24 protein-coding genes and 2 tRNA genes are annotated in these 22944 nt (G+C 58.5%); 18 read left to right on the plus strand and 8 right to left on the minus strand.

From position 1 onward, the window contains the following. Positions 1-72 precede the first annotated feature (72 nt). The 3 genes from ACN0Q0_RS10165 to ACN0Q0_RS10175 form a co-directional block, all read right to left on the minus strand. On the minus strand, positions 73-1161 hold the full coding sequence (locus ACN0Q0_RS10165; protein ID WP_417243285.1) for a quaternary amine ABC transporter ATP-binding protein: 1089 nt from the start codon (positions 1159-1161) through the stop codon (positions 73-75). Then, positions 1154-2041: an ABC transporter permease gene (locus ACN0Q0_RS10170; RefSeq protein WP_417243286.1), complete on the minus strand. Its 888-nt coding sequence runs from the start codon at positions 2039-2041 to the stop codon at positions 1154-1156. Before ACN0Q0_RS10170 ends, ACN0Q0_RS10165 begins: the two co-directional genes overlap by 8 nt. A 99-nt stretch (positions 2042-2140) precedes the next feature. Then, entirely contained in the window at positions 2141-3142 is a 1002-nt protein-coding gene (locus ACN0Q0_RS10175) for a glycine betaine ABC transporter substrate-binding protein (RefSeq protein WP_417243626.1), read from the minus strand. Between the two features lie 419 nt (positions 3143-3561). Between ACN0Q0_RS10175 and ACN0Q0_RS10180 the strand changes: the two genes are divergently transcribed. From ACN0Q0_RS10180 to ACN0Q0_RS10190, 3 genes are all read left to right on the plus strand, one after another. Further along, positions 3562-5349 (plus strand): ABC transporter transmembrane domain-containing protein, encoded by a 1788-nt coding sequence (locus tag ACN0Q0_RS10180; protein ID WP_417243287.1) that lies wholly within the window; start codon positions 3562-3564, stop codon positions 5347-5349. Between the two features lie 144 nt (positions 5350-5493). Beyond that, positions 5494-5925, plus strand: coding sequence for a peptidoglycan-binding protein LysM (lysM, locus tag ACN0Q0_RS10185; RefSeq protein WP_417243288.1), 432 nt, complete (start codon positions 5494-5496; stop codon positions 5923-5925). A gap of 92 nt (positions 5926-6017) precedes the next feature. Next, positions 6018-7259 (plus strand): DUF2254 domain-containing protein, encoded by a 1242-nt coding sequence (locus tag ACN0Q0_RS10190; RefSeq protein ID WP_417243289.1) that lies wholly within the window; start codon positions 6018-6020, stop codon positions 7257-7259. On the opposite strand, the gene ACN0Q0_RS10195 is transcribed toward ACN0Q0_RS10190, so the two are convergent. Then, on the minus strand, positions 7256-8374 hold the full coding sequence (locus ACN0Q0_RS10195; protein ID WP_417243290.1) for a beta-ketoacyl-ACP synthase III: 1119 nt from the start codon (positions 8372-8374) through the stop codon (positions 7256-7258). The two genes, ACN0Q0_RS10190 and ACN0Q0_RS10195, sit on opposite strands and share 4 nt — an antisense overlap. Before the next feature lie 247 nt (positions 8375-8621). On the opposite strand from ACN0Q0_RS10195, the gene ACN0Q0_RS10200 reads away from it, so the two are divergent. Beyond that, on the plus strand, positions 8622-10517 hold the full coding sequence (locus tag ACN0Q0_RS10200; RefSeq protein WP_417243291.1) for an acyl-CoA synthetase: 1896 nt from the start codon (positions 8622-8624) through the stop codon (positions 10515-10517). A 202-nt stretch (positions 10518-10719) separates the two neighbouring features. Further along, positions 10720-10926, plus strand: a complete 207-nt coding sequence (locus ACN0Q0_RS10205) for a hypothetical protein (protein ID WP_417243292.1) — start codon at positions 10720-10722, stop codon at positions 10924-10926. Between the two features lie 316 nt (positions 10927-11242). Here ACN0Q0_RS10205 and ACN0Q0_RS10210 read toward each other — a convergent pair. Further along, positions 11243-11317 (minus strand) — tRNA-Thr (locus tag ACN0Q0_RS10210). Positions 11318-11518: 201 nt separating this feature from the next. Between ACN0Q0_RS10210 and ACN0Q0_RS10215 the strand changes: the two genes are divergently transcribed. From ACN0Q0_RS10215 to ACN0Q0_RS10275, 13 genes are all read left to right on the plus strand, one after another. After that, positions 11519-11674, plus strand: a complete 156-nt coding sequence (locus ACN0Q0_RS10215) for a hypothetical protein (protein WP_417243293.1) — start codon at positions 11519-11521, stop codon at positions 11672-11674. A 10-nt stretch (positions 11675-11684) separates the two neighbouring features. Next, positions 11685-12953: a UDP-N-acetylglucosamine 1-carboxyvinyltransferase gene (gene murA, locus ACN0Q0_RS10220; protein WP_417243294.1), complete on the plus strand. Its 1269-nt coding sequence runs from the start codon at positions 11685-11687 to the stop codon at positions 12951-12953. Positions 12954-12964: 11 nt separating this feature from the next. Beyond that, positions 12965-13444, plus strand: a complete 480-nt coding sequence (locus tag ACN0Q0_RS10225; RefSeq protein ID WP_417243295.1) for a DUF2948 family protein — start codon at positions 12965-12967, stop codon at positions 13442-13444. Between the two features lie 66 nt (positions 13445-13510). After that, a complete protein-coding gene (gene hisD, locus ACN0Q0_RS10230; RefSeq protein ID WP_417243296.1) occupies positions 13511-14824 on the plus strand; it encodes a histidinol dehydrogenase in 1314 nt (437 codons plus the stop codon). After that, positions 14817-15296 carry a UPF0262 family protein gene (locus ACN0Q0_RS10235; protein WP_417243297.1) on the plus strand — a complete coding sequence of 160 codons (480 nt, stop codon included), beginning with the start codon at positions 14817-14819 and terminating at the stop codon, positions 15294-15296. Before hisD ends, ACN0Q0_RS10235 begins: the two co-directional genes overlap by 8 nt. A 5-nt stretch (positions 15297-15301) precedes the next feature. Continuing rightward, positions 15302-15760, plus strand: coding sequence for a low molecular weight phosphatase family protein (locus tag ACN0Q0_RS10240; protein ID WP_417243298.1), 459 nt, complete (start codon positions 15302-15304; stop codon positions 15758-15760). Between the two features lie 162 nt (positions 15761-15922). Then, on the plus strand, positions 15923-16141 hold the full coding sequence (gene infA, locus ACN0Q0_RS10245) for a translation initiation factor IF-1 (protein WP_062220139.1): 219 nt from the start codon (positions 15923-15925) through the stop codon (positions 16139-16141). Between the two features lie 21 nt (positions 16142-16162). Further along, complete coding sequence (locus ACN0Q0_RS10250; RefSeq protein ID WP_417243299.1) at positions 16163-16741, plus strand: Maf family protein; 579 nt, start codon at positions 16163-16165, stop codon at positions 16739-16741. Next, entirely contained in the window at positions 16738-17772 is a 1035-nt protein-coding gene (locus ACN0Q0_RS10255) for a ribonuclease E/G (RefSeq protein ID WP_417243300.1), read from the plus strand. Before ACN0Q0_RS10250 ends, ACN0Q0_RS10255 begins: the two co-directional genes overlap by 4 nt. Continuing rightward, positions 17772-17978 carry a DNA gyrase inhibitor YacG gene (locus tag ACN0Q0_RS10260; protein ID WP_417243301.1) on the plus strand — a complete coding sequence of 69 codons (207 nt, stop codon included), beginning with the start codon at positions 17772-17774 and terminating at the stop codon, positions 17976-17978. Before ACN0Q0_RS10255 ends, ACN0Q0_RS10260 begins: the two co-directional genes overlap by 1 nt. Positions 17979-18057: 79 nt before the next feature. After that, positions 18058-18132, plus strand: a tRNA-Phe gene (locus ACN0Q0_RS10265). A 460-nt stretch (positions 18133-18592) separates the two neighbouring features. Then, complete coding sequence (locus ACN0Q0_RS10270; RefSeq protein WP_417243302.1) at positions 18593-19015, plus strand: hypothetical protein; 423 nt, start codon at positions 18593-18595, stop codon at positions 19013-19015. Further along, positions 19015-19872 (plus strand): alpha/beta fold hydrolase, encoded by an 858-nt coding sequence (locus ACN0Q0_RS10275; RefSeq protein WP_417243303.1) that lies wholly within the window; start codon positions 19015-19017, stop codon positions 19870-19872. The genes ACN0Q0_RS10270 and ACN0Q0_RS10275 overlap by 1 nt, the downstream gene beginning before the upstream one ends. Here the strand turns inward: ACN0Q0_RS10275 and ACN0Q0_RS10280 are convergent. The 3 genes from ACN0Q0_RS10280 to ACN0Q0_RS10290 form a co-directional block, all read right to left on the minus strand. After that, positions 19869-20420 carry a hypothetical protein gene (locus ACN0Q0_RS10280; protein ID WP_417243304.1) on the minus strand — a complete coding sequence of 184 codons (552 nt, stop codon included), beginning with the start codon at positions 20418-20420 and terminating at the stop codon, positions 19869-19871. The genes ACN0Q0_RS10275 and ACN0Q0_RS10280 overlap by 4 nt on opposite strands. Next, positions 20413-21657, minus strand: coding sequence for a cytochrome P450 (locus ACN0Q0_RS10285; protein ID WP_417243305.1), 1245 nt, complete (start codon positions 21655-21657; stop codon positions 20413-20415). Before ACN0Q0_RS10285 ends, ACN0Q0_RS10280 begins: the two co-directional genes overlap by 8 nt. A gap of 256 nt (positions 21658-21913) precedes the next feature. Then, positions 21914-22807 (minus strand): hypothetical protein, encoded by an 894-nt coding sequence (locus tag ACN0Q0_RS10290; RefSeq protein WP_417243306.1) that lies wholly within the window; start codon positions 22805-22807, stop codon positions 21914-21916. Positions 22808-22944 lie beyond the last annotated feature (137 nt).

The raw sequence follows: 22944 nt of genomic DNA on the forward strand, positions 1-22944 counted from the left end.
CCACAACCCGCTCCACGAAAAAGGGCGGCCCGTACCCGAACCGCCCTTCCCAAAACACAACTTCACGAAACCTCACGCGTAACGAACATCGTCTCCGTCACTCTCAAGCGCCTTGAGCGCATTGATCGCGTCATCGAGCGAAACGGCCCCCAAGGGAGCGCCCTTGGCCGACACCACGGGACAAGTGCCATCCGGTGCGCGATGCAATTTGGGCAACGCCGCCTCAATAGACATGCCACCCGAAAGCGTTTGCCCCTGACCTGTCGCCCCTTTGCGCACGATAGAGCGCAGGCGCACGACCTTGGCGCGATTGATGTCCTTAATGAAGTCGGTGATGTAGTCATCCGCCGGTTTCATAATAATGTCCTGCGGATCGCCGGACTGGATGATTTCGCCATCGCGCAAGATCGCGATATTGTCGGCGATGTTGAGCGCCTCATCGAGATCGTGGGTGATAAAGATGATCGTCTTGTGCAGCTCCTCCTGAAGCTCCAGCAAGATCGACTGCATATCGGTGCGGATCAATGGATCGAGCGCCGAGAAGGCTTCGTCCATAAGAAGGATATCCGCATCCGTGGCCAAAGCGCGGGCAAGACCCACGCGTTGCTGCTGTCCACCTGACAATTGCGAGGGGTATTGGTCCTCGAACCCGTTCAGGCCGACACGGTCAAGCCACTTGCGGGCCCGCTCTTCACGTTCATGTTTTTCGACGCCCTGAATTTCCAGACCGTATTCGGCATTCTCCAACACAGTGCGGTGCGGGAACAGGCCGAACTTCTGGAACACCATCGACATCTTATAGCGCCGCAAATCGCGCAGCTCCGTCGCGCTCATCTGCATCACGTTTTCACCGTCGACCCAGATCTCGCCCTCGGTGGGTTCGATCAAACGGTTCAGGTGACGGATCAGTGTGGATTTGCCCGATCCGGACAACCCCATGATGACCTGAATTTTGCGCGCAGGGATATCAAGGGTAATGTCCTTCAGCCCAAGCGCATGGCCGTGCTGATCCATCAGGTCGGGTTTCGACATGCCCGCGTGGACATGTGTCATTGCGCCCTGAGGGTCATCACCAAAGACCTTGAAAAGCGAGCGGATCGATACCTTGATCTCGTCCTGGTCGTCGTCAGGAAATGCCGACGTTTCATTTGTATTAGTCATGTCCGGTCTCCCGATAAGCCTGAAGGCGTTTGCCGTAGGTCTGGCTCACACGGTCAAAGATGATGGCGAGCGCCACAATGGCGAGTCCGTTCATAATGCCGAGTGCGAGATACTGGTTGGCGATGGCTTGCAACACAGGTGTGCCGAGGCCCTTCACGCCAATCATCGACGCAATCACGACCATGGACAGTGCCATCATGATGGTTTGGTTCACACCCGCAAAGATGTTGGGCAAGGCGAGCGGGATTTGCACCCCGAACAGTTTCTCGCGACCAGAGGCGCCAAAGCTTTCGGCGGCTTCCATCACATCACGGTCCACCAAGCGGATGCCAAGGTTGGTCAAACGCACGATGGGCGGGATGGCATAGATACACACCGCAATCAGGCCCGGCACCTTGCCAATGCCCAACAGCATCACAACAGGAATAAGGTAGACAAAGGACGGGATGGTTTGCATCACATCGAGGATGGGCGTGACAATCCGCTGTGCAACATCCGAACGCGCCATAAAGATGCCGATGGGAATGCCCACCGCGATACAGACAAATGTCGCCACAGATATAATGGCGAGTGTCGCCATCGTGTTTTCCCACATATCGAGATAACCGATCAACAAGAACGCGATGATCGTACCGGCGGTGATTTTCCACGACCGCGCACCGAGCCATGTCAGTGCGGCAATCACGGCGATGACGAGCGGCCACGGCGCGCCTGTCAGAAGTTTCTCGAAAAAGATCAAGAATTTCAGCAAAGGCGTAAAGAACGCCTCGAGGTCATCCCCGAAAGCCCGCGAAAAGGTGCGAAAGCTTTCATCAATGCTTTGTTTCAACTGCGAGAGGTCGCGACGACCCATCGAAGGAAACTCTATAAGCCAATCCATAGGTATTGATTCCCGTTTTTTCTAAAAAAGGGCCCGCGATAGACCGTAAACCGGATCGCGGGCCCTCTATTTTTATTCAGACCACATCAACGTGCGTCTTCAAAGTGCGCTTTTGACTTTCTCGGCAACATCCGCCGGAACCCACTGCATCCACACGTCGTCTTGCGTCGCGAGGAATTCGTAAGCGGCATCTTCACCGGAGGCCTGGTTCTCGTTCATGTAAACGAGCATACCATTCATGACTTCGCCCGGGAAAACGCGTACCTTGAAATAGTCCGACGCAGGGCCGGCCTTGGCCACAAACTCGTCTGTCACAACAGATTCAACCGCGGATTCAATCCATGAAGTCGCCTGTGGGTCAAGGCAGTCTTGCTCGGGCAAGGAAATACAGTTGTTCCAGTTGTCGTCGCCGGCGTATTCCGTTTCGAACGGCAGCATCTGAAGCTCGTATTTGCCGATAATGGCCGTTGGGCTCCAGTAGTATCCAAACCACGGTTCGTCACGCTCGACCGCTTTCGCGATAGATCCGTCAAGACCGGCGGCCGAACCCGGATCGACCAGAACCCAACCTTTTGCTTCCATGTCAAACGCACGGAACTGGTTGGCGTTGATGGACTGACAGCCCCAACCCGCAGGACAGCCCATAAAGGCACCTTTGGATTCATCTTCGATGTAGGGGAACAGTTCGGGGTGATCGAGCAGTTTCTCGACGGTGTCGAGATCGGGGTGATCTTCTTTGAATTTCTTCGTGACCCACCAGCCTTCGCCAAGCCCCGTGATCGGGCCATCGTTGAGCGCGACCAGTGAACCGGCTTCTTTGGCTGCGGCCAAAGGTGTCGCAACGGCGTTGATCCAAAGCTCGGGCGCAACGTCCGGCTGACCTTTTTCGTTCATGGAGGTAAAGGTCGGTGTGGTGTCACCGGTGATCAGTTCCACGTTACAGCCGTAGCCTTCTTCGAGGATGATCGCGTCAACGTTCGCCATGAGAGAGGCCGAAGCCCAGTTCATCTCGGCAATCGTGACATCGCCGCAATCAGCGGCAAATGCTGCACCGGCAGAGGCCGCAAGGGACAGGGCGCTAACAGCAAAAAGTTTCGTCATAGTCATAAGGGGGAATCCTGCTTACTTCGTGTGTGTTCAGCGATCCTACGCCCTCATGACGTTATAGATGGACCGCGCACCACCCCGAATTGGGCGATTTCTCCACACGTCCGTTCGCGGTTCCTCTCTGGGAACGCTCCTCTATCTATAGAGGAGCACGATCGGCGGAGCATGTCGCAAATCTACATGTTGTGCGCCCGGATGCAACCCGATTGCCAAAACTGCCCGATTTCGCGACGCGGCGCAGGCGCTCTATGGCGTTGAAAGGCCAGTAAAACCATCTTCATCATACACTGAATATCCTGCGCCCCTAACAGTTTCTTTCAGGCTGCGGCACCATGGCCAACCACCAAAGGTTGCCCCGACATGGCCGCCCCGCTATCAGTCGTGCGCAAGATAAAGCCCGAAAAGGATCAAAAATGGCCGACGACCGCACACTTCAAGACGCCGCAGACCGCGAAAAATCCAAACGTGTCGGTGCTTTGGCCGAACTTTGGCCGTTTATCCGCCCCTATAAATTCATCATGCTCGGCGCGATGTTTGCCTTGGTCCTGACGGCCTGTATCTCGCTGATCCTGCCCGTGGCGGTGCGCCGCGTGGTCGATGGTTTTCAGGCATCGCAAGGTCTTCTGCTCGATAAATACTTCGGCGCGGCTCTGGCCATTGCCTTCTTGCTCGCGCTTGGGACGGGGCTTCGGTATTACCTTGTGACCCGATTGGGCGAACGTGTGGTGGCCGACATCCGCAAAGCGGTGTTTGACCGGATGATCCGCATGTCCCCTGCGTTTTACGAAAAGATCATGACGGGCGAGGTTCTCTCGCGCATCACGACCGACACCACGTTGATCCTGTCGGTGATCGGCTCGTCGATCTCTGTGGCCCTGCGCAACTTCCTGATCCTGATCGGCGGCCTCATCTTGATGATGTTCACCTCCGCCAAACTCACGGGCCTTGTGTTGCTGATCGTGCCGATCGTCATTGTACCGATCATTGTGTTGGGCCGCCGCCTGCGCAAACTGAGCCGCGAGAACCAGGACTGGATTGCCTCCTCTTCTGGTGCAGCGTCCGAGGCGCTGTTGTCGGCACAAACCGTTCAGGCCTTTACCGCCGAGACCGAACAGGCCGAGCGGTTCGATGTTGTGACCGAGAAAAGTTTTGTCTCCGCGCATACCCGCGTTAAAACCCGCGCCGTCATGACCGTGATTGTCATCACGCTGATCTTCTTTGGTGTGGTCGGGGTGTTGTGGATTGGCGCACGCGATGTGCGCGAGGCCACCCTGTCCATCGGTGAATTGGTCCAGTTTGTGATCTACGCCGTGATGGTGGCCGGTGCCGCCGGCGCCCTGTCGGAAATCTGGGGTGAATTGCAACGCGCCGCAGGGGCGACCGAGCGCCTTGTCGAGCTTTTGGGCGCCAAAGATCCCGTCAGGGATCCCGCCACGCCAGTCCCCTTCCCCACCCCTGCCAAAGGGTCGATTTCGTTTGATGCGGTGCGGTTTTCCTACCCTGCCCGCCCGACACAGGCAGCACTGGATGAGGTCTCCTTTGAAATCAAAGCGGGCGAAACAGTCGCCCTCGTTGGCCCATCGGGTGCAGGGAAATCGACCATCATCCAATTGCTGCAACGCTTTTACGAACCACAAGAGGGTACAATTTCGATCGACGGCGTGCCGATTGCGGACATGGCGCGGAGTGACTATCGCCGCCATATCGCTCTGGTCCCCCAAGACCCCGTAATTTTCGCCGCATCGGCCGCCGACAATATCCGGTTCGGCGCATCGGGGGCGTCGATGGAGGACGTGATTGCCGCGGCAGAAGCCGCCAATGCCGATGACTTCCTCGCCAAGCTGCCCGAGGGCTACGACACCTATGTCGGCGAGCGCGGCATTATGTTGTCAGGTGGTCAGAAACAACGCGTTGCCATCGCCCGTGCGATCCTACGTGACGCACCAATCCTGTTGCTTGACGAGGCCACTTCCGCGCTCGATTCCGAAAGCGAGCAGGCCGTGCAAAAGGCCGTCGACGAGATGTCGCGCAGCCGCACCACATTGATCGTGGCGCACCGTTTGGCCACCGTGAAAAAGGCCGACCGCATCCTCGTGTTCGAAGACGGCAAAATTGTCGCCACCGGCACCCATGACGCCCTTGTTGCCGAGGGCGGGCTATATGCGCGACTGGCAAAACTACAATTCACACATGGCGAGTAACGCCTTGTAGAACATAGAAAAGCTATAATGCGCCCCGCATCTCCGGGGCGCATTTTTTATGGAATGCGCCCAATTTACGCTTTTAATTCCGACTGTTTCGCTATCTGATGTCCCCGATAGTAATGTACCATTGGGAGTATAAATATGGGTCTTTGGAATTTCGCAAAAAACGCGGGCAAAGCCGTCTTTGGCAAAAAGGACGCAGCACCGAATACAGACGATCTTCTGGCTGAAATCGAGGCGCTCGGCCTCGACGCTGCCGGCGTTGACATCGAAGTAGACGGCGACACCGTGAAAGTCGGCGGGGCAGCTGTTTCGCAAGAGGCCAAAGAAAAAATCATCATGGCCGCAGGCAACATCGAAGGCATTGCTGCCGTCGAGGACAACCTCGCAGGCGACGATCCCGTGTTCCACGAGGTCAAAAAAGGCGACACGCTTTGGGGCATTTCCGCCGCCGCACTTGGCAATGGCGCACGCTACGAAGAGATCTTTGAGGCCAACAAACCGATGCTGTCGCACCCCGACAAAATCTATCCCGGCCAAATGCTGCGCATCCCGCAGGACAAAAAGGCCTAAGGCACGCGCGCTTTGGTCAATAAGGTTGAGGGCGTCCCGATCGGGGCGCCCTTTTCCGTTTCCTCATCCGAAAATCGCACTACACTCATGACATGAAATCATTTCTCTATATGCCGGTCCTGCTGTTCCAACGCTATTACAAGGCGCTGTGGCTGCGTGTGACACTCTATGCCCTCTTGTCCGTCACAGTTGCAGGAGGGGCTGCGTTCTTGCGCGGGATGATCCCCGATGCCCTCACCGAACGGATCGGTTCGGACGCGGTGATGCCTGTGCTCACGATTTTGGCCTCCTCGATGCTGGCCGTCACCACATTCAGCCTCAATGTCATGGTCTCGGCCCATCGGGGAGCGGCCAACAACACCACCCCGCGCATCCACCGTTTGCTGTTGGCGGACACGACAACGCAATCGGTACTCGCGACCTTTATCGGCGCGTTCGTCTATGCGCTCTCCACCATCATCCTGTTTCGCACAACCTTGTACCAAGAGGACGCGGCAGTCCTCGTCATGGGTGTCACCATCGTGGTGGTCGTCCTCGTGATCGTGGCCATGTTGCGATGGATCGAACATCTCAGCACCTTGGGCAGTCTGGATGATGTGATGCGCATGAGCTTTGACGAGGCCCAACGCAGCCTCAAACGTCTCAATGCCCGCCCTGCCCTCGGCGGGGTGCCGATCACCGCGCAAACGATCCTGCCCTCACAGGTCACGGATATTCCGGCCCCCTGCTCGGGCTATGTCCAGATCATCAATATGGCCGAGCTGAACACCTGTGCGGGAGAGGGCGGCGCGATTTATGTCTCCGCGAAACCGGGAACCTTTGTGTTGGAGGGACAGCCTCTGGCGCAATTTGGCGGGCAATTGAGTCGCAACGACATTGGCCATCTGGCGGGATGTTTCGTAATCGGGGATCAACGCACCACCGAGCAAGACCCCGAAATCGGTCTGGTCACCCTGTCCGAAATTTCATCAAAGGCGCTTTCGGCGGGGATCAATGATCCGGGGACGGCAATCGAGGTGATCGCGCGGGTTACAACGCTGATCTGGGATTACGCCCGCCACCGCCCTGCGGACCTCGAACCCGCGTTTGCGCATGTCTTTATGGCCGACCCATCGGCGGCGGACCTCATCGAAGCGGGATTCGCAGGCACCGCGCGTGATGGCGCGGGGCAAATCGAGGTCGTGGATTCCCTGGGTGCGGCCCTGACGTCATTGGCTCAAGGCCCTGATGCAGCAACCCGCGAAGCGGCCACCGCGATGGCCGCCCGCGCGGCCAGTTACGCCACGACAAAGCTCACGCTCACGTCCGAAAAGGCTAAAATCGAAACGCCCTAGACCCGTTCCACGATCACCGAACCCACGGAATAGCCCGCGCCGAACGAACAGATCAGGCCACGTTGGCCAAGCGTCATGTCGGACGAGTGTTTGGAAAAGGCGATAATAGACCCCGCAGACGAGGTGTTGGCGTAGTCTTGCAAAATATTGGGCTGCTCGCCCGCTTCGGGATCACGCCCCAACACCTTTTTACCAATGTAATCGTTCATGGATTTATTGGCTTGGTGCAGCCAGAGCCGTGACAGATCGTCGGCCACAACGCCCTCCCGTTTGAGGTGCTTTTTAATGTGCTTGGAGACAAGCGGAAGCACCTCTTTGAACACCTTGCGGCCATTTTGCATAAATTGCATGTCGCGGCGGTCGTCCATCTGATCGTGGGCGCGGCGCAAAAAGCCAAAGTTGTTGCGGATGTTGTTGGAGAACTGCGTCGCACAGGCCGTCGAGATCACTTTGAATTGCGGATTTTGCGCGATATCGCCCGCTTCGAGCAACACGGCCGTGGCCACATCGCCAAAGATGAAATGGCAATCGCGGTCACGCCACTCAAGGTGTCCGGAGGTCACTTCGGGGGAGATCACAAGCGCACGGGTCGCCGATCCGCCACGGATCATATCTGCGGCCGCCTGAATGCCAAAGGTGGCCGACGAACAGGCCACATTCATATCGAACGCAAACCCGCCCGCATCCAAAAGCTGTTGGATTTCAACGGCCATGGCCGGATAGGCGCGTTCCATATTCGAGGCGGCGACAATCACCAGATCCACGTCCGAAGCGGCGACACCCGCCTGTGCCAGGGCATCTTCGGCGGCGGCGCGGCCCATTTGCGCCATCAAGGACGGCGCCTCATCGGCACGCGGCGCATAGCGTGGGCACATGCGGGTCGGGTCGAGCGTCCCCTCTTTTTCCATCACGTAGCGCTGTTCAATGCCCGATGCGGCAAAGATGAAGTCAGAGGAAGACGGCGCTTTCGCCTCCATCTCGCCGGCGGCAATCGCATCGGCGTGTTCGGCGTTATAGAGGTCAACATAGGCGTTAAAGGACGCCACGAGTTCGTCGTTGGTGATGACATGGGGCGGTGTGAAGACGCCGCTGCCGCTAATGAATACATCCGCCATACCAGGTTCTCTCCTCATGTTGTGCGCTAACGCTACCCGCCCTGTCGCGCGGCGTCCAGAAGAGCAAGTCGACAATCGTGCGGGTGACGTGGCGTTCACAGCTGCGGCACACGAGATGACGCAGCGTACAACACCCGTCAGCGAGACTTGCGCGGCGCGGCGTTTGTCCGCACTATTGACCCAAGAGGAGAGGCCATCATTGCGCATATTGCATCTGGATCGGCCGCGGGGAGGAAAGGGAGAAACAATGGCTTCTGATTTCAGTTCAGTCGAGGCGCGCAACGCAATCCACAACGAAATGCCGTGGGAAGAGCGCGATGTACCAAAAACAATCTATGGGCTTTTGAGCGATACGGCGGCGAAACATCCCGACCGGCCCGCCTTTTCCTATCAGATCACGTCAGGTCCTAAAGACAAGGCGCAGACACTGACATGGCGCACCTTTCATGCGCGCGTCACGCAAGCGGCCAACATGTTCCGCAAACTCGGCGTGACCGAGACGGATACCATCGCCTATATCATGCCAAACTGTCACGAGACGGCGATCACGTTTATCGGGGGTATGGTTGCGGGCATCGTGAACCCGATCAACCCGCTGTTGGAGCCCGAGCAAATCGCCGCGATTTTGCGCGAAACCAATGCGAAGGTCGTCGTCACGCTGCGGGCCTTTCCGAAAACCGACGTGGCCCAAAAGGTGGCCGAGGCCGTGCGCCACGCACCGAATGTGAACACGGTTCTCGAAGTGGACCTGCTGTCCTACCTCAGCCCGCCCAAAAGCTGGATCGTGCCGCTCATTCGTCCCAAAAATCTCGCCGCCTCAGGCAGCCACGCGGATTTTCTGGACTTCAACGCCGAACTGAAACGCCACCCCACCACACTCCAGTTCGAGGACGGAACCACGGACCGCGTTGCCGCCTATTTCCACACCGGTGGCACCACAGGCATGCCAAAAGTGGCACAGCATTGCTATTCGGGGATGATCTATAACGGCTGGCTCGGCGCGCGGCTTTTGTTTGACGAAACCGATGTCATCATGTGTCCGCTGCCGATGTTTCACGTCTTTGCCTGCCACGTCATTATCATGGCGATGCTGTCGAGCGGCGCACATGGTGTGTTCCCGACGCCTGCGGGGTATCGTGGCGATGGCGTGTTCGACAATTTCTGGAAACTGTGCGAGCGGTGGAAAATCAGCTTTGTCATCACCGTGCCAACAGCCATTTCCGCACTGATGCAGCGTCCCGTGGATGCCGATATTTCCTCGGTGAAAATGGCCTTTTCTGGATCAAGCCCCCTGCCCGTCGAGTTGTACAAACGATTCGAGGCCGCCGCAGGCGTCGAGATCGTCGAGGGCTACGGGCTGACCGAGGCGACCTGTCTCGTCTCCGTGAACCCCGTGGGCGGGCCAAAGAAAATCGGTTCCGTGGGCGTGCCATTGCCACACACGGATGTGAAAATCCTGATCCAGACCGCAGACGGCCCCAAAGAATGTGCCGTCGACGAGGTCGGCGAAATCTGTATCGACAACCCGGGCGTTTTCGCAGGATCGACCTACACCGAAGCCGATAAAAACCACGACCTGTTCCACCACGACCGCTACCTGCGCACGGGCGATTTGGGCCGCATTGATGCCGACGGATTCCTGTGGATCACGGGGCGGGCCAAAGACCTCATCATTCGCGGCGGTCACAACATTGACCCCGCCGAGATCGAAGAGGCGCTTGCCGGTCACGAAGCCATCGCCATGGCCGGGGCCATCGGCCAACCGGACGCCCATGCGGGCGAACTGCCCTGTGCCTATGTTGAGTTGGTTGCGGGTGCATCCGTCACGCCCGAGGAATTGATGGCCTATGCGCGGGTCCACATCCACGAACGCGCAGCCTTTCCCAAGCACATCGAAATTCTGGACGAACTGCCAAAAACGGCTGTGGGCAAAGTGTTCAAGCCCGACCTGCGCAAACGCGCCATCACGCGGATTTACAACGCCGCCCTGGCCGAAGCCGGCCTGTCCGCCACGGTGGTTGCGGTGATCGACGACAAAAAACGCGGCCTTGTCGCGCGGATCGACCCAAGCGCGAAACCGGAGGCACAGGCCGTGGGCCATTGCCTTGGCGAGTTCACCAACCCATGGGAATGGGCGGAGTAAAATACTCTCTCGCGCACGCCACATCACGTGCGCGAGAGACAACGTGTCGTGAATTGAACACCTGTTAATCTTTGTCGGTGATACTCTTTGAAGACGGCCCGCCAATCACGGTGAGAACCGCCACAACAACAGTGTTTCCGGTTTTCGCCGTCTTCGACGCGAACAGCGGACACCGTAACGAAGGGTGAAAATGATGTCTTTTATGGTCGTTCTAACCGTTTTTGGGGCTATCGCGTGCAGCCTTGCAACGCTTGTCGCCGGAGCCCCCGTTTGGGTGGTTGTGGCCACGTATTCGCTCTCGGGCATCGCCATTTTAATGGCCCTCGCCATCGCACGCTATGCCATGGGCAATGGCGCAAAACCCGCCCCCAAATCATACCAACACGAAACGCTGTCCGTCACTCACTGAGAGCACGCACAGGTCAATGCTCTGCATGACATCATCCGGCGAACAGCGCGGCGCGGGCGCGACCTGTACGGTCAGGCCGGATTCATTTTAATATTTGTCTTTCAGGCGCATGGCTAACCGTCGACGCCGCCCAAGCACCCGCCTTCGCGGCCGGTGGGTCTGGCTTGTTCGCACCTGCGACTGCCCCCATCCGATCCTTTACCCAGAGCCGCCAAGAGCGCCCCGAACGCACACCAAGTGCGCGAACAGCCGAAACATCACATCACCCGACACCGCAAGCGTGCCAAACGAGTTACCTGTCCAAAGCGGGAATTCATGGTGCTGCTGGAGAGAATTGAACTCTCGACCTCTCCCTTACCAAGGGAGTGCTCTACCTCTGAGCTACAGCAGCGCCGTGGGCGGCTGATTAGACGCTCACGCGGGTCGGCGCAAGGGGTATTTGCCGAAAACTTTCCGCGACGCTACGATTTTGGCACGCGGGCCGGTTTGCCATCCCCCGCATGGTGCCACCGGACGCTGCAGGCGCAGGATGTAGACGGGCCGGAACGGCGGGCACTGGACGGGCCGCGCGCCATTGGATACATGGGGAGGCATGGATAAGAAAACCGATCGTACCCCTCATCCCAAAACGCCCGCCACGGCCCGTGACGCACGGCTCAAAGCGGCGTTAAAGGCCAACCTCGCACGTCGCAAACAACAGGCACGGGCGCGGGCGGACGAAACGGATCAGCACAAAGATAAAACGTAAGGCGAGAGCAATGGACAGTATTTTGGTACGCGGCGGTGGCCCGCTAAACGGCGACATCGAAATCGCGGGGGCAAAGAATGCCTGTTTGACGCTGATGCCCGCAACCCTGCTTTCGGAAGAGCCGCTCACGCTGACCAATGCGCCGCGCCTGTCCGACATCAAAACCATGACCGCGCTGTTGTCTTCACTCGGCGCCGAAGTCTCGTCCCTCCAAGAGGGCAAGGTTCAGGCCATGTCGTGCCACGGTGAGGTCAGCCCCTTGGCCGATTACGAAATCGTGCGCAAAATGCGCGCCTCCAACCTTGTCCTCGGTCCGCTTCTGGCGCGATTGGGCCATGCGGTCGTCTCGCTTCCCGGCGGCTGCGCCATTGGCGCGCGCCCGATGGATTTGCATACCACAGCTCTGGAGGCTTTGGGGGCTGAAATCGAGCTGAAGGACGGCTATCTGCACGCCAAAGTCAAAGGCGGACGGCTTAAGGGGGCCGTTCACAAAATGCGCTTCCCTTCGGTGGGCGCGACCGAGAACTTCCTCATGGCCGCCTCGCTCGCCAAAGGCACATCGGTGTTGGAAAACGCGGCGCGCGAACCCGAGATCATCGACCTGTGCGATTGCTTGCGGGCCATGGGCGCCCAAATTGAGGGCGATGGCACATCCCGCATTGAAATTCAGGGCGTCGACCGCCTGCACGGGGCGACCCACCCCGTTGTGACCGACCGTATCGAGCTTGGCACCTTCATGCTTGCCCCCGCGATTTGTGGTGGCGAGGTGACCTGTTTGGGTGGCAAAATGCGCCTCGTGGAAAGCTTTGTTGAAAAGTTGAACATGGCGGGCATCGACGTGCAGGAAAACGACCGCGGGCTGACCGTGAAACGTACGGGCGAGCGCGTCAACGCGGTGGATGTGGTCACCGAACCCTTCCCCGGCTTCCCGACCGACCTTCAGGCGCAGATGATGGCGCTCTTGTGTACCGCAGATGGCACCTCTGTCCTCGAAGAAACCATTTTCGAGAACCGCTTCATGCATGCGCCCGAATTGATCCGCATGGGGGCCAACATCGAGGTCCACGGCGGCAAGGCCATCGTCAAAGGCGTGGGCAAACTCAAGGGGGCACAGGTTATGGCGACCGATCTGCGCGCCTCTGTATCACTGATCCTCGCGGGTCTGGCGGCGCAGGGCGAAACGGTTGTGAGCCGGATCTATCACCTTGACCGTGGTTATGAGTTCGTCGAGCGCAAGCTGTCGGGCATCGGCGCCCACGTCGAGCGCATCAAAGCCTAAAGGACAGAGCAATGGTCGAAGACGCACGGTTCGAAGATGGCGGCGAGCGCCCGCTCCACCTCAAGGCTCTCGATGCCGAAGATCTGGGCGTGTTCTCGGCCCTCATCCAGGACGCCGTGGTCCCCGTGGCCGAAATATCCTATGACGCGGGCAAACGCCGCTTTGCCATGTTGCTCAACCGCTTCCGGTGGGAAGATGTCGAGGCGGCACAGGCGCGTGGCCGGGCCGTGGAACGTGTCCAAACCGTGCTGTTGTTCGACGACGTGATCAAAGCGCGGTCCATGGGCGTGGACGGGCGCGACACCGACACCATCGTGTCCGTGCTTTCGCTCGCCTTTGTGGCGGGCGAGGATGGCACCGGGCGCGTCGACATCACGCTTGCCGGCGATGGCGCCATTGCACTGGACGTCGAGACCATCGATGCCACACTCAAGGACGTCACCCGCCCCTACGCAGCCCCCTCCCACAAGGTTCCAACCCACGAGGTCTGACCGCTCGGGGTCTGGGCGCTTGCCCGTCCGCGACCTGCACGGTATGTGATGGGCAAGGAGACCACGATGCCCCACTTTTTGAACGCTGCCGACCCCGATTTCGAAGCCCGCTTTGTCGCACTCCTCGCGATGAAACGTGAGGATAGCCCCGATGTGGACGACATCGTGGCGGGGATCATTGCCGATGTGCGCACCCGTGGCGATCTCGCCGTTCTGGAGCTGACCGAAAAATTCGACCGCATGGCAATCACCGCCGACAAGCTGCGGTTTTCCGACACGGAAATCGACGCGCTTTGTGCGCAGGTCTCGGACGAGGAACGAGCCGCACTTGAACTGGCCGCCGAACGCATCCGCGCCTATCACGTGCGCCAGATCCCCGACGATCAAATGTGGACCGACCCCGATGGCGCAACACTCGGGTGGCGGTGGTCGGCGGTCTCGGCGGCGGGACTTTACGTGCCTGGCGGCTTGGCGTCCTACCCCTCATCGGTGCTGATGAACGCCATCCCTGCAAAGGTTGCGGGCGTGTCCCGTCTGGCCATCACGGTCCCGACACCCGATGGCGTCGCCAACCCGCTTGTCCTCATGGCCGCGCGCATTGCGGGCGTGGACGAAATTTACCGCATCGGCGGCGCACAGGCCATCGCCGCTCTCGCCTATGGCACGCAAAGCATCGCGCCCGTGGACAAGATCACCGGCCCCGGCAACGCCTTTGTCGCCGCGGCCAAGCGCCGCGTCTTTGGCAAGGTGGGCATCGACATGATTGCCGGCCCGTCCGAGATTCTGGTGATCGCCGACGAGCACAATGACCCCGACTGGATCGCGGTGGATCTGATGTCTCAGGCCGAACATGACGAGAGCGCCCAATCCGTACTCATTACCGATGACGCCGCCTTTGGCGAGGCCGTGGCCAAGGCCGTCACAAAGCGCCTTGAAACCCTTGAGCGCCGCGCCATTGCCGGAAAATCATGGGCCGATTTCGGCGCGATCATCACCGTGCGCGACCTTGACGAAGCCGCCGCACTGTCCGACCGCTTTGCCCCCGAGCACCTTGAACTTTGCGTCGATGACCCCGAGGCGTTGAGTGCGAAAATCACCCATGCGGGGGCTATTTTCCTTGGGGCCTATACGCCCGAGGCAATTGGTGACTACATTGGTGGACCAAACCACGTTCTCCCCACCGCACGGTCTGCGCGATTCTCGTCGGGCCTGTCGGTCCTTGATTTTATGAAGCGCACGACATTGACGAAAATGACACCGCAAGCTCTGGCCGCCATTGGCCCCGCCGCCGAACGGTTGGCAAAATCCGAGAGCCTTGAGGCACACGGGCTGTCCGTCCGCGCCCGCCTTGACCGGCTCAATGGGGGCGCAAATGAGTAAACTGGTTGCTGTAACGATTGACAACGACGGGTTGGCCCCGCCGACCCCCGAGATCGAACAAGAACGCAAAGTAGCGATTTTCGACCTGCTCGAAGACAACAATTTCGATCTGCCCGCCCGCGAGGACCGCGATGTCCCGAAAGGGCCGTTCAAACTGTTGCTGTGCATCCGTGAGCGCCGTCTGGTGTTCGATTTGTCCAATGAGGCCGACGACAAAGTCGCCGAGTTCCACATGTCGCTTGGCCCCTTTCGTCAGGTCGTCAAAGACTATTTCCAGATTTGCGAAAGCTATTTCGACGCGGTCAAAACCATGCCACCGTCTCAAATCGAGGCGATCGACATGGCGCGGCGCGGCATCCACAACGAGGGCGCGCGGGTGTTGCAGGAGCGCCTCGAGGGCAAGGCCGATGTGGACACGCTCACCGCCCGCCGCCTGTTCACGCTGATCTGCGTGCTGCACTGGGGGGCGTGACACAGATGGCCGCAGAACTCCCCCATTCCGTCCTGTTCTGCTGTGACCACAACGCCGTCCGGTCGCCTATGGCCGAAGGGCTCATGAAAAAATTCTACGGCACCGACAGCTACGTCCAATCCGCCGGTGTCAAAAGCGATATGGAAATCGACGGATTTTCTGTGGCGGTCTGCGAAGAGATGGGAATCGCGTTGCACCGTCACCGGTCCCGTTCGTTCGAGGACATGAAAGACTGGGGCGACGACATTTCATCCTATGATCTGATCATTGCCCTGTCCCCCGCATCCCAGAGACAAGCCCTTGAAATGACGCGGTGTTATCACCTCGACGTGGAATACTGGCCGATCATGGACCCCACGGGTATCGGACAGACCCGCGAGGCGAAACTCGATGCCTACCGCCAAACCCGCGATCAAATCATTGCCCGCATGACCGCACGGTTCGGCGCCCCCAAGACGTCCTGACCCCCTGATTTAACGACAGCTTTCCCGATTTGGCGGCCAAAACCCCACAGCCTGTGGCCAAAACACATGCTTTGCGCGGAATCGGTCTTGAAAATCCACGATCAAAGGCGCATTTACTGCACGCGCTCGCAAATTGGCGGGCGAAACAAACATGGAGTGAACATGGCCAAGGAAGAATTGCTCGAATTTCCCGGTGTCGTTAAGGAACTCCTGCCGAACGCGACATTCCTGGTCGAGCTGGAAAACGGCCATACGATCATCGCTCACACGGCAGGCAAGATGCGCAAAAACCGCATTCGCGTTCTCGCAGGCGACAAGGTACAGGTCGAGATGACCCCCTACGATCTGACCAAGGGTCGGATCAACTATCGCTTCCGCTAAACGCGGCGGCGCGGTTAACACATGAAACTGATCCTAGGTTCAGCAAGCCCGCGCCGGAAGGAACTTCTGGCGCAGATCGGGCTTGCACCCGACGATATTCGCTCTCCCGACATTGACGAGACGCCCGCCAAGGGGGAATTGCCCCGCCCCTATTGCGCCCGCATGGCGCGCGAAAAGGCGATGGCAGTGGCGCGTGCCGAGGACGAGATTGTCCTGTGCGCCGACACCACCGTGGCCCTGGGCCGTCGCATCATGGGCAAACCCGAAGACGAAAAAGAGGCGGCCGCCTTTTTGCTCGCAATGGCAGGGCGCCGTCACACGGTGATCACGGCCGTGGCCGTGGCCGTGGGCGACCGCGTGCTCGAATCCGTTGTCGTGACCCAAGTCAAAATGAAACGCCTGTCAGACGCTGAGCTGAACACCTACCTCGCCTCGGGCGATTGGAAGGGCAAGGCGGGCGGTTACGGCATCCAAGGCCCCGCGGGCGCCTTTATCCCGTGGATTCAAGGCAGCTACTCTGCCGTGATGGGATTGCCCGTGGCCGAAACCGCAAACCTGCTCCTCGCAGCAGGCTACCCCGTATACGGAGAGACATCATGAAGGGCAGCGTCATTGCACTTGGCCAGATCAACGGCAACCGCGCGGCGGCCCTGATCCGTGACGGCAAACTCGACGATTTCGTGGTGGATGCGGATGACACCGCCGCCCCTGCCCCCGGCTCGATTTTCCGCGCCAAGGGCGGTCGGTTGCTCAAGGGGATGGGCGGCGCCCTGCTTGACCTACCCGATGGCGAACAGGCCTACCTGCGCGGCTCCAAGGGGCTCAAGCCCGGCGCGCCGATGTTGGTGCAAGTCACCCACATCGCCGAAGAGGGCAAAGCCGTGCCGGTCACGACGCGCCTGTTGTTCAAATCGAAATACTGCATCGTCACCCCCGATGCGCCGGGGCTCAATATTTCCCGCGCGATCAAGGAAGACGACGAATTGTTGCGCCTTCACGATCTGGCCAGTGCCGGCATGGAAGACGCGGACGAGGCCTTTGGCTTGATCCTGCGCTCTGCCTGCGAGGGGACACCAGACGATGACATCCTCGACGACATCGCCACCATGCGCAATCTGGCCGAGGCCGTGACCGCCGACGTGGCGGGCGATCCCGAGTTGCTCATCTCCGGCGCGGATGCGTGGGAAACCGCATGGCGCGACTGGTCCGCCGATGTGTTCGACGACAGTGACGATGCGTTCGATAACCACGGCGTGATGGACTATGTCGACGACATCCGCGCGCTCAAGGCGCCGCTCACGGGTGGGGCCTTTGCCTATATCGAACAGACCCGCGCGATGGTCACGGTGGACGTCAACACAGGCGGGGAGTTTTCCCCCGCCGCGGGGACCAAAGCCAACATTGCGATTGCCCGCGACCTGTCGCGTCAGTTGCGTGTGCGTGGCCTTGCGGGGCAAATCATCCTCGATCTGGCCCCCATGCCCAAAAAAGAGCGCCGCCAGTTCGAGCAGGCCCTCAAAGCAGGGTTCAAGGCCGAAGGCGGCGATGTCGTCCTTGCCGGATGGACCCCTCTTGGCAACTTTGAAATTCAAAAGAAACGCACCCGGTTGCCAATCTCGCAGGTGCTGTGATGGGGTGTCCGATCTGCAAACAAGACAGCGCCAAAGAATACCGCCCGTTTTGTAGCAAACGCTGCGCTGACATCGACCTTGGGCGTTGGATGAATGGCGCTTATGCCATCCCGTCCGAGCGCGAATTTGACCCCGAAGAGGTCGCAAAAGCGCTCAAGGAGGCCGTGGATGCCGAATATCCCGATGGCACAGATAAACCCCGCTGATTTCTTCATTTTACCTCTGGACACCCGCCCGCCCTGCGACTAGAAACCCGCTACCCGAACGCAACAGCGTTCTTCCGGTGCCCGGGTAGCTCAGGGGTAGAGCAGTGGATTGAAAATCCTCGTGTCGGTGGTTCGATTCCGCCCCTGGGCACCATTTTTACACATAAGAACCAATACCATATTCCCGTTGATCGAGCGGGGAAGCATTGTTGCGTTTGGCTGCGTCAAGGTTGCACTTTGCGCGTTCGGAACCCCTCCCGTAAGTCATCATTTGCCGCATACGCCATGCGGCACCGCAGCCGCCTCAAGTTGATCCGAAAATTCCGGTACTGCGCCATTCTCGCATCCACGCGTTCGGGGGGGGGGCGTCTTGGCCCGCTGTGCGAACTTTCCGGACCACTTCAGCTGCAGTTGTCCCCTCACATTCCGGCGTCTTGAAAACCCTGATAGACCTGTGAAATTGCGGACTTATGACTTTGCTTGGACAACCATCCATGTTGAATGCACACTCCGGCTCAGGCATAAGGAGACTGTAGCATACGAGATGAAACATCGTACGGCGCAGCGGCTTTATATCTGCTCAACCAACACCAAACCCCACATCGGGAGGTCTCATGACGTTTGAAGTATCGGAACTTCCCAGCAATCCCTACAGCTTGGGCATTGTCCTCAAATTCCTGGCCGATCACGAGCCGTTTTCAGAATTTGAATTTGGCGTGACAACCAAATCTGTCTTTTATCAAATGCAAACCAATTGCCATATCGTTTGCGTGCAAAATGACAGGGTGGCGGGATATCTTGGTTGGATCCGCACCACCGAGGACAAGGCCAATGCCTGGTTAAATGAGGGCGCTCCTTTATTGACGGATGCAGATGCCACGGCGATTGCGGTAACGGTGTTCGCGGTCACGGATCGCAGGTTCATATTGCCAATGGTCCGCTATGCCAAAAAACGTGAACCGGGCCTGACGGTATTCTGGAAAAGATACTATCAGGATGGGCGCACCCCAACATCCAAAATAGTCGAGGTCACGTGATGGCTGACGTCACAGAGCGCGTTGAAACGATCGGCGTCTTGATCGGTGATTTGATCGCGGATGTATCGGTGCGCATCTGGGAAGCGCGGAATGCCAAGGCGTCGGTCGTCTGCGTGCATGGCTTTGGCGGGACCAGTCACGATTTCGCGCCTTTGGCGGAAACACTGGTCCAAAGTGGGATCACCGTTATTGCCCCCGATATGTTCGGGCGCGGCAACAGTACGTTTTTTCTTGACCCCACCCTTTACACATTGCGCAACCAGATGTCGGCGCTTGCGGTCACGCAGCGGTACCAACTGCCAAACAACTGTTTTTTAGGCACCTCTTGGGGTGGTTTGATGATCTTGGCACATGTGGCGAGTATCGGGTGGGACACCAAAGGCGTTATTCTCAACGATTGCCCGATACAGGCAAACGCAACAGTTCAGGATCTGCGGGAGCAGCTGACCGAAGAAGCTGTGAAAGTCTTTGAAACCCGCGACGAGGCGGCACAGTATGTGCTGACATCCCGGTCCATGGACTTTCTGGAGGGCGCATGGCGCGAACGGTTTATTGAAAGCCGCATCCTCAATATTGCAGGCAAATGGCGTCTGAATTATGACCCCACTCTTGGTGAGACCTTGCGCGTAAATGCGCCCTTCTCGGTCGAAGCGTTATTGAAAAGAGCGCCGCGTCCCGTCCTGATGAGTTTTGGCACACAAAGCCCTTATGCCGCTGACCCGTTGAATGACGGGATTGCCCGGGCCAACCCGAATATCACACTGTTGAAAAGCATGTCCGACCCGCATCCGCCATCCTTGATGAAGACCGATCAAATCTTCACGATTGCAGGGTTTCTGGCGCGTTGCCTTGGTTAGCGATCCACCACGCAGCATTCTATGTGGGCAATATTTGCGCCACGCGCCCGCATGGTAATCTGTGCGACATTGTCGCAAACCTTTAGTCGAAACCATAGGGCGCGGATGCGTGGCGTGAATGGCGTGGACCGCGTGAGGCTGCGCACCACAAACCGGCGCGGCAAGCTTGGGTGCACCCGATCAAAACTGGTTTCTATGAGATCGAGGGCAGACATGCCGAACGGCGCAATGACAATATATGCGCGGCCAAACCGCAAGACGAAACTTCTACGCCCCGCAGCCGTGCGATCACCGGCCTTTTGCGCCCGCTGCCTGACGGGAACAAGGCGAAGGGTTCTCCCCGTTGCAAGCGTGACACGCACAGACGCGGGATCGGGACTATCCTCCCCCGAAGGCCCTTCGACAATGGCTGCGTGCGTACGCAAGGGCTTGATGAAATCAACCCGCGCATCTTGTTCGCCCGTGTAAGCCTCTATGGCGCGCAAAACATCCGTTGCCCGAACATAACGCCGCGCCCCGACAAGCTCGAATTTCACAATCTCAGGCATGCGTAGGGGCCGGCGGGGCCGTGATGGGAGTAACCTCCAACGCCTCGGTCAGCACCGGGCGAAAGGCCAATGAGTACCGAAAGCCCGTTTGTTGTGCGCGTGTATTCAGCTCGAAATGTGTAAGGATCAGACGCAACCCGACATTGATCTCCATTTCCGCAATTCTGCGCCCGCCGCACACACGCGGCCCCGTCAAGAACGGGCGAAACGCCACATTGTCGGACGGCGCGGTCCGTTGGAATTCAGGCCGGCCTGCGCGAAATTCGTGTGGAGTGGACCAATATCGGGGATCCCGATGTAGACCGACCAGAGAGATCAGAACCATTTCACCCGCCTGCAATGACGTCTCCCCGAACCGGGCCGGATGACTGAGCTTGCGGACAACAAACGGGATAGGTGAAAACAGCCGCATTGTCTCGTCCCGAAACCCGTCGATACGCGCGTCGATCTGTGCGTGGGCATCCGCACGCAACGCGGTTTGCACATCAGGGCTTCGGCTCAGGCAATCAATCATCCACAACAAACTGGACGTCGTGGTTTCAATACCGGCGAACATGTTCGTCAAAAAGTCGCTGAATATGGTTTCGACAGGAAAGGGATCCCCCTGTGTTGCGAACCTGTTAAAAAGTGCGACCAATTCAGGGCTGTCTTGGCATGTGTCCCACAATGCAACCCGTATGCGCGTGAGCTCTCGGGACAGTGTTGTCAGCTCGCTCGACGCCTCGGAGGCCGCGATCCATGATCTGAATTGAAGCAGTTCCGCCATCGTGCGCAAGTCACGAAAATGCGGCAGGAAATCCGCCACGTTGACCTGAATACCCAAGGCATAGAAAAAACATCGCAATGCTGCACGCGATATAGCCGTTTCCAATCCGGCATGATCAGCGGTCTCCAACGCGGACAGCTCTGCGTCATAAATGTCGCGATACACGCTCAAATAGGATGGCTTGCCCGCTTTTGCATAGTGGCGCTGTGTTTTGGCCCGCAGATTGACCCAGTCCGCACCGTTCATGTTAAAGCGGCTGGGCCCGACAGCAGCCACCAGTCCGAAATCCTTTTCAAACACCTGCGGCGCATTCAAGACGCGTTCAATGTCTATGGCGTCTTCGAGAACGAACAACGCGCCCAGACGGGCAGGCCTTTCGCTTGGTGCGACTGTGGTGCGGTTTAAAAGCTCGACGACGACCCGATCGAGAAACTGTGATGCGTCCCGTTGTAGGGAATGGACGTCATTCATGGCTGGCCTCACTAAAAGAATGGATCGTTACAACGCGGTCAGGGCCAAGGGCCACGCAACAAGGGCCACGACGAACCGTCGCACCGGTTTGGCCAAACTGTACGTCAGGGATATTAACGAACGACTTGGATCTGATAAAATGGTCCGCAACACCGACGCCTTACAAACACGATATGTGGACGCAATTGTCACGTGCATGTCCGTGTAAAAACCCGAACGCGTGATGCGCCCGGGTTTATCTTGTTTGGTCTGAACGTTAGAAGCTGATCGCCACGCCCACATAAACGGTATCCGCCTTGATCGTCGATCCGAAGATATCCGGAAGCTCGTCAGGCAGGATACCGGAGTCGGCGTCCATCTTGAAAATATCGCGGCGCAGACCCACACGGAACGCCGTGCGCGACGTAGGGGCGTATTCAAGGCCGACATCAAGTGTGCCGTGGCCCAAGCCTCCGTTTCCGGACGCCGAGACGTCGCCTCCGCTTGGGCCGTCAACGTCATCGGTGTAGGTTAGGCCCTTATCATAACTGTACTGGCCCCGCGTGGCAGCCGCACTTGCGCCACCGTAAACGCTAAACGGGGAGCCTGCTGCGAGTTGTGCTTTTGCTTGTGCCGAGATCCGGAGGCCCGCGCCAACATAGTCTCGCGAGTTGTTGCTCTGAAGGGAATCGACGGATCCGCCACCGCTTGAAGAAAACGCGGAAACGCCCTTGTCCTGAGACGTCGAGAGCGCCTCGACACCCACGCCCAAACGCAAGGACGTGCGCGATGTTTCCCATTTTCGACCAATATCGAAATTGGCGATGCCCGCATCGAAGTCAGACGTCAGAGAGCTTTCATCGCTGATGTCGTCTCCAAGATCGGTAAATGAGTTCGGCGCAAAGGCCACGGCAGACGCGCTCGCGGACCAGTCCCATCCGGGTTTGATGTCACGAAGAACTTCTACCGAACCGTAGAGGCCAAAATCATCATCCACCACACCCCCGGGTGCGCCAAGCTTTTCGCGCGTGAAATCCGACTGCATTGCGCCGCCTGCCAGACTAACGGTCATGCCATCGTCATCGGCAACTGCAATCGTTGGGGCCCCTGCGGCCAGACCGGCGACGCCGAATGCCAAGCCAATGTTCAATTTGCGGACGGTTGCGGCCATTGTATATCCTTCGTGTTGTGATGCCTTGGTCGTCGCAAGTCTTTTCAAACCGGGTCATGAAATCGAACAAACAGGCACATAAAATCTAGTTACGCATCCCGTCCGACTAGCCCGCCCAGAGCGATGGACACAACGCC

The sequence above is a fragment of the Celeribacter sp. genome (assembly GCF_048259695.1).
Lineage (GTDB): Bacteria > Pseudomonadota > Alphaproteobacteria > Rhodobacterales > Rhodobacteraceae > Celeribacter.